Source organism: Methanothermobacter crinale, from assembly GCF_055397825.1.
Genome location: NZ_AP042450.1, coordinates 201,556 through 216,294, shown reverse-complemented (window position 1 = coordinate 216,294; position 14,739 = coordinate 201,556). Strand labels below are relative to the sequence as shown.

Genomic DNA, 14,739 nt, shown 5'->3' with positions numbered 1-14,739 from the left:
TTCAATCACCTCTTATCCTCGTATATATTGTGTCAGTGGATTTTATGAGAGAAAGGATCCTCTGGGGATGTTTCCCATTGGCTACGTAACAATCAGATTTGTATTTTAGTAGAAGTTTTGGTAGTTCTTCATCCACTGCAGTTTCGCCAAAAGTTAGTAACTTTTTAGCACTTATTTCATTTATAAGTCTAGCTTCACTATTAGTGGGATCTATCGTATATATACCATCTACATCTGTTGCTATTAATAGTTTTGTATGCATGAGCTTTGATATATAAAAGGCGATGGAATCTGATGTTACCTGCCATGAATGTTTGAGGGGATCCAGATAGTGTAGGATTCTTGATGGTAAGAGTACTGGTATTTTACCATCTTTTATTATTTTTTTAGCTTCTTTTATGGTTTGAGTTGCCTCGGCTCCTTTTACAAGGTCTGCAAGTAATATGCCCATTATATCCATGGATAGTATGGCGGCTTCATGGCTTGCAGTGTCTGAAAATCCGAGTTCATGATCATATTCTCTTATTTTATTTGCAAATTCCCCACCACCAGCTATGATCATGATGTCCTCGCCTAGAAGGTTTTCTAATAATTTCTTTGCATGATGGGGGAACAAGCTGCCCCCTATTTTCACGATCCATTCCACTGTCCACACTCCCTGGCATTTATGAGGTGATAAAATTAGGATACTATGATCACTAATCTTCTTTTCTCACGTGCTTATAATAGTTTTAGGTGTTTTGTTATCTTATCTATCTTTTCATCGTCGTCTGGGCCTATGCCAAGGGCTGTTATCGTGCCTGGGGGTAGTTGTGTGTGCCCAGCGTCGCGTACGAGATAGTGGGAGATTTTTGTCTTTTTCAGTGTTTTGTATATTTCCATGAGCTCTTCTAGGTTTTTCACTTTCAGAATTATCTTCTTTGAACCTTCATTTTCCCATTTTTTCACTTTGTCTTGGGTCGTTCTCTTGTATGATTCTATGGACGCGTGGCAGGCTTGAGCTGCAAGTTTACCTTTCCCCATTTTAAGGTCTGCTCGGATTATAATAGCCTGTTTCATCTAGAACTTTCACTCTCCTTTATTTTTTTATCATATTTATGATAGTGGGTATATGATATTTTTTGTTTGAAAACTTCATGGGATTATCTTGATAGTGCAAAAAGTTTTTCAAAATTCTATTAGTGTATTTAATGTCAATCTTATATTTACAAATGCGATATTAGTCACAAAGATGGCAGAAGAAACGATAAATTTAAATACTATGGATTTGAAGATAAAATTGAGGTGATATTATGGGTCAATTACCAATAGCACCAGTTGGAAGAATCATAAAAAATGCCGGTGCACAAAGAATAAGTGATGATGCAAGAGAGGCACTAGCAAAGGCCCTAGAAGAAATAGGTGAAGAGATAGCAGCATCAGCTGTTAAACTTGCAAAACACGCCGGTAGAAAAACTGTTAAAGCAGAGGACATAGATTTAGCATTTAAAAAATTGTACTAATTTTTCTAATTTTATTTCCCCATTTTATTACTTTTTTTATAAAATGAAATTTAAAAGAAATCCAAGGGGGGAAAACTCCACATAATATGAGTTTTTATTATTCTAGGGTGATGTGAGTGACTAGAATCGCCATTTTGGATCATGACCGGTGCCAGCCAAAAAAGTGTAATTATCTTTGTATCGAATACTGCCCCGGTGTTAGAATGGGTGAAGACACAATAATAATCAATGAAAAAACTAAAAAACCTATTATATCAGAGAAATTATGCTCAGGCTGTGGTATATGTACTAACAGGTGCCCTTTTAATGCTATAAGTATAATAAACTTGCCAGAGGCCCTTGAGGATCCTGTTCACCGTTATGGGGAGAATATGTTCGAACTTTTCGGATTACCAGTCATAACGCAAGGGGATGTTATTGGACTTATAGGACCCAATGGGATTGGTAAATCCACTATAAGTCGTATACTTTCAGGTGAATTAAAACCCAACCTTGGAGATTATGAAAACCCCCCAGGATGGGATGAGATAATAAGATTCTTCAGGGGATCCCAATTACAAGAATATTTTAAGAAACTTTCAAAAGGCAAATTAAGGACGGTTCATAAACCGCAACTAATAGATCTTATCCCAGAATATGTGAAAGGTAGAGTGGATGAGCTCCTAACAAGGGCTGATGAACGTGATAAATTAGATTTTATCATTGAAACCTTTGAACTTGAACCTATACTAAAAAGGGATATAAAAAAATTGAGTGGAGGAGAACTTCAGAGCATAGCCATAGCAGCAGCAGCCCTCAGAGATGCCGATTTTTATTATTTTGACGAGCCAACATCCTGGTTGGATGTTAAACAGAGGCTAAACGCGGTTAAGGTGATAAGGTCCCTCCAAGAAGAAGGCAAAGCCGTTATGGTGATAGAACACGATCTCGCAGCCCTTGACGCTCTCTCAGATTATGTTCATGTACTCTATGGGAAACCTGGAGCCTATGGTGTTGTATCAAAAAGGAGAGGTGTGAGAGTTGGTATAAACGCCTACATAAAAGGGTTCCTGAGAGAAGAAAATGTTAGATTCAGAAAAAGTGAAATTCAATTTAAAATAAAACCACCCACACCAGAAGAGGAGGGTGAAACACTCACTGAATACTCAAATTTAACCAAAAAATATAATGCCTTCCAATTAAAGGTTGAAGAGGGTAAAATATATTTAAAGGAGATTGTAACAGCATTCGGACCCAATGGCATAGGTAAAACAACCTTTGCAAAGATACTAGCAGGGGTTGAAAAACCAGATAAAGGTAAGATTAAAAAGAAACTCAAAGTAGCCTATAAACCACAATACCTAAAATCAGATTTCAAAGGCACTGTTAGGGAATTTCTACACTTAAACGCGCAAGGATACGGTACCAAAATATTTAAAAGCGAGATTGCAAGGCCGTTTTCCCTTGAAGAATTAGAGGATAAAAGGGTTGAAGAACTCAGTGGAGGAGAACTCCAAAGATTAGCTATCGCCACAACATTATCCATGGAAGCGGATCTTTACGTCTTCGATGAACCCACAGCCTTCCTAGACGTTGAACAGAGACTAATGGCGGCTAAAGCCATGAGAAAGATAATAGAAGGTAGAGATTCCTCTGCTATTATAATAGACCATGATATAATCTTCCTCGATTATATATCAGACAGGGCCATGGTATTCCATGGTACACCTAGTATAAAGGGATATGCGACAAGTCCAACAGAACTTCGAAAGGCAATGAACAGTTTCCTATCCCAAGTAGGTATAACATTTAGAAGAGATAAAGAAACAAAAAGACCCAGAGTAAACAAACTTAACAGTTTCCTTGACCGTAAGCAGAAAGAAATTGGGGAATACTATTATCTCAAAACTGAGTGAATCATCCCTCAAAAAGGGGCCGTCTCTCACAGATAATAAGCAAAAAACCCCAAATAATTTAGTGGATACAATAATCTATTCTGTGAAGAGGGGTACCCAATAGAAAAAACTGCCGATAGTTAAATGGTGTGGAAACTCTCCCAAATCTAGCCGGTGATTCTGCAGCTGGAAAATGATACAATATTGTCTTTTTTTTGGCATGATCTTAAAGGGGTGTATGAGTTTTCCTTTTAGCTTTTTAGAGACCCCATCAGATCTATAAAGTTTTCTGCGAATACTTCGACTTGTTCTTTGGGGATTGAGAAACTTAGGCGGATGTATCTGTCGCCATAGAATCTGCTGGTGTATGATCCTTGTCTTACAAAGATTTTCCTTTTTAAAAGGCATTCTGTCAGATCATCTGGGGATACTCCTGTATTGTATATGTCTATAGCCATCATGTTAGCGTTTGATGGGTATACTGGTATGAATGAGCCTTCAACTTCATCAACAGCCTTTTTTATGATCTTCTGATTTTCGTATGTGTGTTCACGCACCCTTTTGATCCATTTCTTCTTTGTTTTCAAGGCTTTTATAGCGCCGATTTGTGATAGGGCATTTGTCCCGAGATCGTTTATGATAACAGCTTTGAGGGGTTCCATCATTTCTGGTACTGTTACAACAGCCCCAATCCTGAGACCGGCCATTCCACAAATTTTCGAGAAACTGTAGATTGTAAGAGTCCTCTCAGGGGCGTGTTTGGCTGCTAAGTAGTGCTTTTTCGCGAAATCTCTGTATGTTATATCATGTAGAAGATATAAGTCTCTTTCCTCGGCTATTTCGGCGAACTCTTTTATCTCATCTTTTGTATAGGATGATCCCAGAGGGTTTAGGGGGTCTATAAGTGATATTATCTTTGTTTTCTCGCCTATGTTATCTCTTGCGAGTTTTGGAGTGAGTTTATATGAACATTCTTTGTTGTATATGTGTATGCTTGTTACCTTTGCCCCGAATCTCCTGGCGAAGTTTTCAATTATCAAGTATCCAGGATCTGATGTTATGATCCCGTCGCCTAATTCTATGTAACTATGCATGCACAGATAGAGAGATTCTGTCCCCCCTGCAGTTATGAGAGATTCGAAGCCATTTTTTAATCCTAAGTCTTTTAGTATTAACTCTTGGAGCTCTGGGAATCCTTCAGGTGGGGGATATTTACAATATTCATTGCTCTTTATGAATTCTATCATTGCTTCCTTTATTTCGTCATGATCATTAAGATGATTTGTATTTTGGCCCATCCATATCATTTCTTTGTCCTTAAAAACATGATTAAAAAATTCATTAATAGTTTTAAAACCATTAGGCGGTACTTTGACGATTTTATGATACTTTTTAGGGGAAATCATGTCCATCACTACAAGTTTATGGATTGGGGTGTTATTCTATATTTACTAAAGTAAAATCTGTCATGATTTTTTTAGATTATTATTAGTTAAAGGGTTAATAAAAGTTTTTACTAATATGAGTTCATCCTTCAAGACCGTTTTCAACTATCCTAAATGTTGTTTCAAGTCCTTCTTCTTTGTTTTTATGCCTTTTTAAAATCGCCCGACGTTCACCGATCACATCTCCCTTTTGTAGCTCAATGATTACTTTACTCCAATATTTGAGTATGGTACCTCCCACGGGTTCGATGGCGTTTCTACCCTCTGCATCAAATAGAGAATATATTTGGTTCGTGATTACAACAGCAAGATCATATTTTTTCGCCATCCTTAAAAGCAGAGCCATTTGGTTACCCAATTCGCTGTGTATCCTTGGAGAGCTCCCATCCTTCAATCTGTATAATGCCACGGCAGAATCTAAAATTATGAGATCGAATTCCTGTGGGTGTCTTTGCAAAAACGACCATATTTTTCTTATGGTCTCGCCTTGTTCATGGAATGTTCCTGGTTCAAATACTATTATTTTCTTAGCTATCTTATCGAAGTCCTTACCGGCCACTTGCCTTATCCTTTCGATTGACATTCCACCTTCTGTATCTATGAATATTACTTTGCCATGGTTTTTTGCTGTTTCAACGGCTAGTTTGATGGCTATGTTTGTCTTCCCAGATCCTGGGGGTCCATAGAATTGTGTTAGGTTTCTCTTTTCCACCCCCCCTCCAAGTATTTTGTCCAAAGAACAGCCTGTAGGTATCTTGGCCGGTTTTTTAAAATTTGAGAGAAGTTTCATACCCTTAAACCTACCATTATTCTTTTGATCTTTTCAATACCCGCTCCTTTTCTTAGGATTTTGGGAGGATCTGTTGTAAGATCTATTACGGTGGATGCTCCCCCTTTAAGGGGGCCTGCATCAATAGCTAGGTTAACTTCACCTATTTGTTGAATTATGTCCTTAATGTTATTATGGGTTTTCATCCCAGATATATTTGCACTTGTACTTGTTATCGGGAATTCCTTTGAAAGTCCCCTAGAGATAATATTATCTGGAATTCTTATCCCAATTTTTTCAGAGCCTCCTGTTAAAATCTGGGGGACTCTGTCCTTTTTTTTGAGTATGATTGTGAACGGTCCTGGTAGAAGTTTTTTGATTATTCTTTCAACTTTAGGGTTGAGGTGAGCGACTTTTCCTATCCATTTCGTGTCATGTAAGCATATAGATATTGGTTTATTAGGGGGTCTTCTCTTTAATCTATAGAGTCTTTTTATAGCCTCCTCATTAAAGGCGTTGACACCAAGACCATATAACGTGTCTGTAGGATATAATACGATGCCACCATTCTTCAGGATGGTTCTCGCCGCCTTTAGATCGCCCTTTAAATTTTTATCTACTTTTATGATCTTCATTTCAGATCTGCTTTTTTTTGGATTCTATACCCCCAATGGATATATATAAATTGAATTTTATATGAATATTCTATGCTAAATAATCTCAGACCCTATCTTGGGAGGATAACAGACCCCATCGCCTCAAGGATTCGGATAAACCCAAATTATGTTACCTTAGCAGGTTTTATCATAGCCTTGGCGGCGGGTTACGCCTTTGCAATGAAGAACTTGTTTCTCGGGGGACTGTTAATAGCTTTGAGTGGTTTTATGGATATTATTGACGGGGCTGTTGCAAGGGAGAATTCTAAGACGACAAAATTCGGAGGATTCTTAGATTCGACCATGGACAGGTTTTCCGACGCGTTCATCCTGATAGGTATAACTTATGGCGGTTTTATAAACTGGTTAAATGGGATGCTGGCACTTCATGCTTCTTTAAGTGTGAGTTATGTTAGAGCCCGTGCAGAGGGTGAAGGCATACCCTGCAGTATAGGAGTTGCTGAAAGGGCTGAAAGACTACTAATATTAATGTTGGGTGCGTTCTTGGGTTCGGTTCTTGGAGATTTTGTCATGGAAATCGCCATTATTTTGGTTATAATCCTTGGATACTTTACCGTGATCCAAAGGATCTATTATTCCTGGAAGATGATGTCCCATGGGTGATTAACCTTGACAAGTGAGAGGATTAAAAAGGATATTAAACTCCTAGAGAAAAATATAAAGGAAATGTTACATCTAGATTTTAGTAAGGAGGAGAAAGATATTATCCAAAGGGCTGAAAATTATAAAGAAGACTCCATATATTATCTAGAGAAGGGTGATTATATAACATCCTTCGGTTGCATAAATTATGCACATGGTTTAATCGACTCTTTACGCATCCTACACGGGATAGGGGTTAAATAATGAGAAAATTTTTCCTGAAAGAAAGCAAAGTTGAATTTTATGCTAAAGAACATGTAAAAAAAGTTTATGAGTGTTACAAGGAATTCGAGAAGATGATGCCACACTTCTATAATGGAGATTATGAGAAGGTGGATATCCTAACAGGGAAAGTATCAGCCCTAGAACATGAAGCTGATGAAATACGCCGGAAGATGGAAATGGGATTCTATGAAGGGGCTTTCTTACCATTTGACAGAGAAGATAGGATAATGTTAACTGAAAACGTTGATAAGGTGGCTGACACAATCGAATCAACAGCATTCACAATATCCTTGAGTAAAGTTGAATTCCCACCAAACTTTAAAGAAGATTTTGAAGCATTCATGGATATTATAAGACAAATTGTAGAGGCTTTAAAGGATTGCATAAACTCCTTGGAAGAAGATCTCACAGAGGCTATCCAGAAAGCCCATGAAATCGAAAAACTTGAAGAAAAAGCGGATGAAATTGAAAGGGGAATATTAGCTAAACTTTACAATTCCTATAGGCATGAGGAAATAGGCGTTGTTAAACTCCTAGGAATGAAGGAGGTTACAATACACCTTGGGAATATAGCAGACAGGGCTGAGGACGCATCAGACCGCGTGCTTATTATAGCTGCTAAGAGGAGGGGGTGATGACCCTCAAAAAAGCCCAGGAGGACCTTCGCTACCTTCTAGATAGGGGATATAAGAAGAGGGTTGCCCTTGATTTCGTCGCGAACCATTATAGACTCAAAAGAAAAGATAGAAATTACCTTGCAAGATACGTTTTTTCAAAGTCCACAATAAAAAATAGAAAAGAAAAACTAGCAAGTCCAGAATCCTTGAGAGGATCTAGGATACTTTTAGATGGTTATAATGTCCTTATAACCGTGGAGAGCGTTCTTCAAGGGGATTTTTTCATAGCCCAGGACGGGTTCCTGAGAGATTCCCGGGGAGTCTTCGGAAAATACAAAATGAACGATAAAACCTTCAAAGCCCTCAGACTCGTCTTTAAAACATTAAAGATTCTAAAAGTGGGTTTTGTGAAATTCTATTTTGATAAAAATGTCAGTTTCAGCGGGGAACTAGCATCCATTGTAAAAAAACTCTTAAAAGGTTATGGAATCCCCGGTGAAGTGGAATTATCCCCACACGTCGATTATAGTATTAAAGGGGAAGCTGAAAATTTCGTGGTTGCTACAAGTGACAGTGCCATTATAGACAGAGCCAAGAGAGTGTTTGACATCCCATCATTTATATGGAAATATTTAATCGACGGCTCAAGAGGGCTGAAAAAGAAAGAATAATGGGAGAGTTTATTCTATGTCCTCGAACCTTCCTTTTAATTTTTTAAGAATCTCTGGTAATGTTGTGTATTCCATTTCATCGCTTGGGAGTCTGTGTGGTTCGAATGGGCCGTGCCTTCGCATGTACTCTGCTATCTCAGATGCTAGTGCCCTTGAACGATCAAATGATGGATCATCAAAGAGGTCTATTGGCCCGATCAATTTGCAATTTGCAACCTGGAAACCTAAACTGATAACCCTAGGCGGACCGTCAAATCGGACTGGCGTGGCATTCTTTTGGGGTACAGGCATTAGTGGACCGTTGTGCGAGCCTCTCATCCACCCACCTACAAGATGTGGGACTGAGAACGGTTCAAGCACTTCTCCAGCTGCTGGGAAGCCTGATTGGGATCTTACTATGGCCACTGGGTCGTCCTTCCCAATATATTTCCCAGCCATGATATTTAGTCTTTCGGTGCTTACAGAAGCTGCTATTTCATCATCATCTTTTCTATAAATTTTTTTGATCACATAGCGGCCAATAGCACCTAGGAGTGCTAGTAGGTCATACATTTCTTCTGGACATGACATTATCACTTTCTTGTGTTCTATGACGTCGAAGATTTCGAATTTGTAACCGTTATGTAGGCTGGGGTCTATTACGAGTCCTGCTGTGTTGAAAGGATCTGCAAATACCCTGAACAGTGGAAGGTTGAATGCGCCTGGTTCTGTCTTATCGCAACAAAATATGATAACTGGGTCGCTTGGCCTTTCCTTGAACTCCATCTCAGCACAACCTGGGCCAAGTCCCTTTATGTTACCTGAAAACGTGTCTGAGAGCAAGTCTTGGCCTGCACCATATAATTTCATTTCCCTTGCAAGGTTTGTTGCTTCTCTAAAGGCATTCCATGCTGTTTCGTGCACTTCTTCGTCTTCCTCGCCTCTTTGATGCGTCATTATAAGGTCGATGTCATCACCACAATTGGTTATATAATAGTCTTCTAGGATCCCCGTATCCTTAGCCTCTGAAAGTATTTCATCGCATTTGTCCTTTAAGGCCTCGTGAGCACGCACGTGACCTGCCAGGCTTCCGACATCAGCTTTAATCACACTTATTGTTGTTTTCATTATGGATACACCTCCAAGCTAAAATATACCATTATAAACACTAGTAGAATATGTGGGTTTATCTAATTTAAATTTAGTATCTTATCTTGTCCATGATTTCCTCTAATTTCAAATCTAAATCTAGGCTCTCTTTTATCTTTAATAGTCTTTCTGGTTCTATTTTTGTCATGGGGTGTGTTGGGGCCGCGGTACATTTCCCATTTGGGAGTATGGAGATTTCATAGGTCCCTATTCTTTTTGCAAGGTTTTCGATTTCTACCTTGTCAAAGCCTATTAAGGGACTTAAAATGGGGATTTTCACATTGTAGCGTGTTGCAAGGATATTATATAAGGTTTGGGAGGCGACTTGTCCGATGCTGTTACCATCTACAATTGCAAGGGCGCCTATTTTCTTAGCTATTTTCTCTGCGATGTGGTACATTCCAAATTTGCATAATATACAAGTAAGGTTTCTTGGAGCCTCTAACATGCAATAATCGAGGTATTCACCATACTCTACTGTCAATAGTTCAAATTTCACGCCTTGGGAGTATTCTTTTAATTTATCTACTAACTTTTTGATTTTTATTTTGTTCTTTTTGCCTGTGTAAGGGTATGTGTCAAAGTGTAGAGCTACTATTTTACACCCTCTTTTCATTACAAGATAGGTTGCAACAGCAGAATCTATGCCACCCGAAAGTAAGGATATTACTTTTCCACTTATGCCTATGGGAAGGCCACCGGGGCCTGGTAAGATTTCATGGAAGAGGTATGTTTTCCTACCTCGAACATCCAAGAATATTTCTATGTCAGGTTTTGTGAGGTTTACAGGAGCCCCTATTTTATCTGTGACTATTGAACCTGCATATGCTGCAAGTTCTTGGCTTGTGAAATCATGGGTTCCGGTTCTTTTACATCTTATTGCGAAGGATTTTTTATCATCAAATAAGCCTTCCAAGTTTAATTTTTCCACGTATTCTTGGAGTTTGGTTGAAATCACTTTTTTGTCTGTTTTCATTGCGATCGCTGGTGAGAATGATACTATCCCAAAGATTTTAGCTAGTCTGTTTAAAGCTTCTTCGAAATCTGCTGGATAAATGAATATCCTACCCCCTTTTACATGGACTTCTGTTTTAAATGCGCTTTTTATGTTATGGATTAGCTGAGATTCAAATCTTCTCCTAACCTGTGGACTTTTAAGGGCTATTTCCCCGTAACGTCCGAGTATAAGATCATAATCCATTTGTCAACACCCAAAGTTTATCTAATGGGGAATTCACAAGATTCTATCCGATATTTTAATTCTTCTGCTAATTTCTTTGCACGTTTTATATCTGATTGTCTGCATATTACCGGCACTTCAATACTTTTACCATCTAGATGGAGTGTGACTTTTCCCGTCTTCATTTCGAATACATTATTTGGACAGGAATTTGCGCACATTCCGCAACCGAAACATTTTCTAAGGTTTAGGCCGTTTTTGAAGGCTAAAGTGGGGCATCTTTCAGCCACGAGACATTTTTCACAATCAGCACACCTTTGAGGATGATATGATGGTCTTTCATCCCCCGTCCAAACGACTTCGTAATTTGTCTGGTCTATGATGCTTCTGTCCCTTATATCTGCCACTGGCAATGGTATCTGATGGTTCATTATAAGAATGCTGTTAAGTATTTCCTTGTTTAGTATGGGTATTGGGATTGCGATTGTATTGAATACTTCCGGGCCTGCAGCTGTCCTGAAACCTCCCAGGTAGTATGGATCCATCTCATGGATGTTGGCGGCCATCATGAGATTGGGTTTTTCTGGCGTGCTTCTTGTACCTTTTCCTATTACTATGCCAAGTGCGCCGTTTAGGAGTATGGGGGAGGTAGCTTTTATTGTCCTCATTTTGGGGTCGTTTTGGATGGGGTTGAGTTCACCGCATCCAGAAAATGAGAGGCCTTTGAAGGATCCTTCCATTGGGATTGGATTGAATATGGATGGTATCGGCTCCTCGCCAGGGTTTACGAAAGCCATATAATTTTTGTAGGCCATTCTTGTACCGATTATCTTAGCGGTTTTAATCTCATCTAGGGTTAAGCTGGTTTTTATGGTTTTGGAATCTGTTTTTATGATGACTTCTATCTCTTTTCTTTTTAGGATGTCTTTGAGTAGGAATCCTCCTCCGTAGTCTGGGTTTTCCATGCTTTTTGATGTTCCATAGAGTATGAGGTCTATTAGGCCTAGATTTTCGTTTGGGCATGGGCCTGGGAATGCTGGCACCCCGTTTAGGTATACTTTTTTTGCTTTTTTGAATTTTCCAGGTTCTGCGACTTTAAAGTGCATGATGGCGGCGGTGCCTGACATTATCCCACAGGTGGCTGTGGTTATGATGTCCACGTCATCGATAGATATTCTTTCCCCGTTACGGAGCATTTCCTTTATTTGTTGGGCTGTGAATATTTGGGCTTCTCCTTTTTCTATTTTCTCTTTTATACTGTGGATTGTTTTTTCCAAGTTCAACCCTCAAGGGTTGCTTTTATTAGCCTTTGGGCTTCTTTTAGGACTTCATATATTTTGTGGGTTTTGGGGCCGGCTCCTTGGGCTAGGTTTGGTCTTCCACCTCCTCCGCCGCCAAGGATCTCTGCAAGTTTCTTTATTATTTCGTTTATTTTGATGCCTTCTTTGATGGCCTTTTGGGATGATGCTCCCACAATTTTCCCATCAGGATTTAGTAATATGGTTATGTCTATTTTTTTGTCTTCTATGAGCTTTAGTGCCATTTCTTGCATTTCATCCATTTTCGCATCAACGATTTCCCCTATGAATAGAAGATTGTCGATTTTTGTGGTTTTGTTGATGAGGTTTTCTATTTTTAGGAGTGCTATTTCCTCCTTTAAACGTTTTATCTCGTTTTTGAATGATTTCCATTCTTTGAAGAATCTTTCAGAGACTCTGGGGAGTTGTTCTACCGGTACCTTGAATATTTTTGAGCTTTCTATTAGTAGGCGGTTAATGTTTTGCACTTGTTTTATCGCGGCTTCTCCTACTGAAAATTCGATCCTTTCAACGCCGTCTTGTATTCTTTCTGTCCGGTTGATTTTTATGAATCCTATGTCCCCTGTATGGAGTACGTGTGTGCCTCCGCATGCTTGCACATCAATTTCGTCTATTTTAACTATTCTTATCTTGTCTCCGGGTACTACTCCACCTTGGTATAATATGAAACCATATTTTTTCTCTGCTAGGTTTCTTTCCATCCATTTGGTTTCAACTGGAATGTTCTCCATCACATACTTGTTGGCTAATTCTTCTATTTTTTCGATTTCATCAATGGTGATCCGTTTGTAATGTGATAAGTCTATCCTTGATTGTTTGATCCCCTTTTGGGCTCCTGTCTGCCAGATGTGGTCTCCGAGGACTTGGCGTGCCGCTGCTACTATAAGGTGTGTTCCTGTATGATTCCTGGTTAGTGCCATTCTTCTTTCCCAGTCGATGGTTCCATTCACTGTTTTGCCTATAAGTTCTCTTGGAAGTTTATCTATGTTTGTTCTGTGAAGTACTATGTCCCCGATTTTCTCTGCATATTCAACCTTTAATTTGGTCTTTCCTATTTTTAGCATTCCTTTGTCTGATGGTTGGCCGCCCCCTTCTGGATAGAATAGTGTCTGGTCTAGTATTATCCCATTTTCATGTAATCCTAGTATTTTGGCTTTGAATTTTGTTTCGGATGGTTTTTCATAGAATAATAATCTTGTTTTGGGATAATTCAAATCTATGGGAGTTTTTTCTGTCTCTTCTTCTTTTTCATGTTTTTCGGCTACAAGCGTGTAGAAGTTGTCTGGGATTTTTAATTTGAAACTTTGCGTGTTTGATATCTCTTTTACTAACTCTGGGGGTATGCCATGGGAGTCGTAGAGTCTTATAAGGGTTTCAACTGGTATTTCTTTTTCTCCTTCTTTTTTGAAGTGGTCTATTGTCTTTTTAACTATCCTTTCACCCTTTTGGATTGTCTTTTTATATCTTTTCTCTTCCAATCCTATTATGTTTATTATGTGCTGGTGGTGTTCTCTTATTTCAGGGTATTGGGGTTCTAGGAAGTCTATTTGGATCTCCATTATGTCTTTTAATGATTCTTTCAAATGTAATTCGTTTAGTAATCTGATGGCCCGTCTTATTATTAAACGCGCAAGGTATCCTTCCTTCACATTTGAGGGGATCACACCGTCTGCTAGCATGAATGCTAAACACCTTGTATGATCCGCTATTGCATATATGGATTCCATTGGCTTTGCTGATGCCTCAAGTTCATCCACTGGGATGCCTAGTTTATCCGCCACTCTCTTTCTGAGGGTTTTAAGATCCGCGTATGTTTGTATGTCCATCATACCCGCAACTTGGGCGTTTTCTTTTAGTATATCTTCGTTGACCTCGATGGATGCTAGTTCTTTCAGTCTCTGGATTACCGGGCCGAATGATGCATCATATGCTGTTGGGGTTCCCTGTGATATCCATGCGAATCTTTCAAGCCCGTAGCCTGTGTCGACAATCTTTAATGGGATTTCCTTTTTACCGTTTGGTAGGATCTCGTATTGTATGAATACTAGGGTTGCAAGTTCAACACCCCTTACACAGACTTCATAGCAAGGTCCTGCGTTTCCACCGCCTTCCCACCATGATTCTATGAACGTTGCCTCTTTGGGGTTTATACCAATGTGCTCTAAGAAATCGTGACAGTATTTTATTGTTTCATCTTCCCAGTAAACTTGGTTGTCTGCTGAATTGAACGCGTGATGGCCTCCCATAGTGAAGCAGGTTAAGTGTCTTCCTGTTCTTCCTACGTTGTCTATATCGTTTAATCTTATTGAGGGTTGGGCGACTACTAGTGGGTTTGCTGGTGGTTTAACCATCCCTGAAGTTACCCATGGTTGGAAGTTGTAGATGGATGCTCCTACGAGGAATACGTCGTCTCTCCAGCGTTTTGCGAGTACTGGGTATCTTTTGATGGGTTCGTGTCCCCTTTTTTTGAAGAATTCGATGAAGGTGTTCTGGATCTTGTAGAGGTCGTATTTTTTCTTGGTCGGAGGATCTCCAATGAAAGTGTAGGGATCGCATGGGGCGTCTCCGCATGTTTCACGCTCATCTATGGACCAGAAGTATTTTCCACATGATTTGCATTTATTTTTCTCATATCCGAGTTTTTTTAGTTGGTAGGACATGGCAATCTTTAGTGCTCTTTAAAAAATAGT

General features: G+C 39.2%; 15 protein-coding genes. 6 read left to right on the top strand and 9 right to left on the bottom strand.

Annotation, left to right across the window (positions count from 1 at the left end; genetic code table 11):
* Position 1: 1 nt before the first annotated feature.
* Positions 2 to 646, bottom strand: a complete 645-nt coding sequence (locus tag ACZ5XX_RS01475) for an amino acid kinase family protein (protein WP_464584910.1) — start codon at positions 644 to 646, stop codon at positions 2 to 4.
* A gap of 74 nt (positions 647 to 720) precedes the next feature.
* Entirely contained in the window at positions 721 to 1,059 is a 339-nt protein-coding gene (gene pth2, locus ACZ5XX_RS01470) for an aminoacyl-tRNA hydrolase (protein WP_464584908.1), read from the bottom strand.
* Positions 1,060 to 1,292: 233 nt separating this feature from the next.
* Here pth2 and ACZ5XX_RS01465 point away from each other — a divergent pair, with 233 nt between their 5' ends.
* Positions 1,293 to 1,502, top strand: coding sequence for a histone family protein (locus ACZ5XX_RS01465; protein WP_464584905.1), 210 nt, complete (start codon positions 1,293 to 1,295; stop codon positions 1,500 to 1,502).
* Between the two features lie 116 nt (positions 1,503 to 1,618).
* Positions 1,619 to 3,397 carry a ribosome biogenesis/translation initiation ATPase RLI gene (locus ACZ5XX_RS01460; RefSeq protein ID WP_464584902.1) on the top strand — a complete coding sequence of 593 codons (1,779 nt, stop codon included), beginning with the start codon at positions 1,619 to 1,621 and terminating at the stop codon, positions 3,395 to 3,397.
* A 230-nt stretch (positions 3,398 to 3,627) separates the two neighbouring features.
* On the opposite strand, the gene ACZ5XX_RS01455 is transcribed toward ACZ5XX_RS01460, so the two are convergent.
* The 3 genes from ACZ5XX_RS01455 to ACZ5XX_RS01445 form a co-directional block, all read right to left on the bottom strand.
* Positions 3,628 to 4,782, bottom strand: coding sequence for a pyridoxal phosphate-dependent aminotransferase (locus ACZ5XX_RS01455; protein WP_464586118.1), 1,155 nt, complete (start codon positions 4,780 to 4,782; stop codon positions 3,628 to 3,630).
* A 121-nt stretch (positions 4,783 to 4,903) separates the two neighbouring features.
* Positions 4,904 to 5,611 (bottom strand): DNA repair and recombination protein RadB, encoded by a 708-nt coding sequence (radB, locus tag ACZ5XX_RS01450; RefSeq protein ID WP_464584900.1) that lies wholly within the window; start codon positions 5,609 to 5,611, stop codon positions 4,904 to 4,906.
* Positions 5,608 to 6,225: an L-threonylcarbamoyladenylate synthase gene (locus tag ACZ5XX_RS01445; protein ID WP_464584897.1), complete on the bottom strand. Its 618-nt coding sequence runs from the start codon at positions 6,223 to 6,225 to the stop codon at positions 5,608 to 5,610. Before ACZ5XX_RS01445 ends, radB begins: the two co-directional genes overlap by 4 nt.
* 72 nt (positions 6,226 to 6,297) lie before the next feature.
* Here ACZ5XX_RS01445 and pgsA point away from each other — a divergent pair, with 72 nt between their 5' ends.
* From pgsA to ACZ5XX_RS01425, 4 genes are read left to right on the top strand one after another with little or no spacing between them, the layout of a single operon-like run.
* Positions 6,298 to 6,870, top strand: coding sequence for an archaetidylinositol phosphate synthase (gene pgsA / locus ACZ5XX_RS01440; protein ID WP_464584895.1), 573 nt, complete (start codon positions 6,298 to 6,300; stop codon positions 6,868 to 6,870).
* A 6-nt stretch (positions 6,871 to 6,876) separates the two neighbouring features.
* Positions 6,877 to 7,113, top strand: coding sequence for a DUF357 domain-containing protein (locus ACZ5XX_RS01435; protein WP_464584893.1), 237 nt, complete (start codon positions 6,877 to 6,879; stop codon positions 7,111 to 7,113).
* Positions 7,113 to 7,769: a TIGR00153 family protein gene (locus ACZ5XX_RS01430; RefSeq protein WP_464584891.1), complete on the top strand. Its 657-nt coding sequence runs from the start codon at positions 7,113 to 7,115 to the stop codon at positions 7,767 to 7,769. Before ACZ5XX_RS01435 ends, ACZ5XX_RS01430 begins: the two co-directional genes overlap by 1 nt.
* Positions 7,769 to 8,422 carry a DUF434 domain-containing protein gene (locus ACZ5XX_RS01425; RefSeq protein WP_464584889.1) on the top strand — a complete coding sequence of 218 codons (654 nt, stop codon included), beginning with the start codon at positions 7,769 to 7,771 and terminating at the stop codon, positions 8,420 to 8,422. The genes ACZ5XX_RS01430 and ACZ5XX_RS01425 overlap by 1 nt, the downstream gene beginning before the upstream one ends.
* Before the next feature lie 9 nt (positions 8,423 to 8,431).
* Here the strand turns inward: ACZ5XX_RS01425 and fbp are convergent, their stop codons facing one another.
* The 4 genes from fbp to alaS form a co-directional block, all read right to left on the bottom strand.
* Complete coding sequence (fbp, locus tag ACZ5XX_RS01420; RefSeq protein WP_464584887.1) at positions 8,432 to 9,529, bottom strand: fructose-1,6-bisphosphate aldolase/phosphatase; 1,098 nt, start codon at positions 9,527 to 9,529, stop codon at positions 8,432 to 8,434.
* A 73-nt stretch (positions 9,530 to 9,602) separates the two neighbouring features.
* Positions 9,603 to 10,751 carry a tRNA uracil 4-sulfurtransferase ThiI gene (thiI, locus tag ACZ5XX_RS01415; RefSeq protein WP_464584884.1) on the bottom strand — a complete coding sequence of 383 codons (1,149 nt, stop codon included), beginning with the start codon at positions 10,749 to 10,751 and terminating at the stop codon, positions 9,603 to 9,605.
* Positions 10,752 to 10,768: 17 nt separating this feature from the next.
* A complete protein-coding gene (locus ACZ5XX_RS01410; protein ID WP_464584882.1) occupies positions 10,769 to 12,007 on the bottom strand; it encodes a methanogenesis marker 16 metalloprotein in 1,239 nt (412 codons plus the stop codon).
* 2 nt (positions 12,008 to 12,009) lie between these two features.
* Positions 12,010 to 14,709 carry an alanine--tRNA ligase gene (gene alaS / locus ACZ5XX_RS01405; protein WP_464584880.1) on the bottom strand — a complete coding sequence of 900 codons (2,700 nt, stop codon included), beginning with the start codon at positions 14,707 to 14,709 and terminating at the stop codon, positions 12,010 to 12,012.
* Positions 14,710 to 14,739: the final 30 nt, after the last annotated feature.

Excerpts from the sequence above, each read along its gene's own strand:
- ACZ5XX_RS01465 (WP_464584905.1), top strand. The coding sequence starts at position 1,293 with ATGGGTCAATTACCAATAGCACCAGTTGGAAGAATCATAAAAAATGCC.
- ACZ5XX_RS01430 (WP_464584891.1), top strand. The coding sequence starts at position 7,113 with ATGAGAAAATTTTTCCTGAAAGAAAGCAAAGTTGAATTTTATGCTAAA.
- alaS (WP_464584880.1), bottom strand. The coding sequence starts at position 14,709 with ATGTCCTACCAACTAAAAAAACTCGGATATGAGAAAAATAAATGCAAA.
- ACZ5XX_RS01425 (WP_464584889.1), top strand. The coding sequence starts at position 7,769 with ATGACCCTCAAAAAAGCCCAGGAGGACCTTCGCTACCTTCTAGATAGG.
- pth2 (WP_464584908.1), bottom strand. The coding sequence starts at position 1,059 with ATGAAACAGGCTATTATAATCCGAGCAGACCTTAAAATGGGGAAAGGT.
- thiI (WP_464584884.1), bottom strand. The coding sequence starts at position 10,751 with ATGGATTATGATCTTATACTCGGACGTTACGGGGAAATAGCCCTTAAA.
- radB (WP_464584900.1), bottom strand. The coding sequence starts at position 5,611 with ATGAAACTTCTCTCAAATTTTAAAAAACCGGCCAAGATACCTACAGGC.
- ACZ5XX_RS01455 (WP_464586118.1), bottom strand. The coding sequence starts at position 4,782 with ATGATTTCCCCTAAAAAGTATCATAAAATCGTCAAAGTACCGCCTAAT.
- ACZ5XX_RS01445 (WP_464584897.1), bottom strand. The coding sequence starts at position 6,225 with ATGAAGATCATAAAAGTAGATAAAAATTTAAAGGGCGATCTAAAGGCG.
- fbp (WP_464584887.1), bottom strand. The coding sequence starts at position 9,529 with ATGAAAACAACAATAAGTGTGATTAAAGCTGATGTCGGAAGCCTGGCA.
- pgsA (WP_464584895.1), top strand. The coding sequence starts at position 6,298 with ATGCTAAATAATCTCAGACCCTATCTTGGGAGGATAACAGACCCCATC.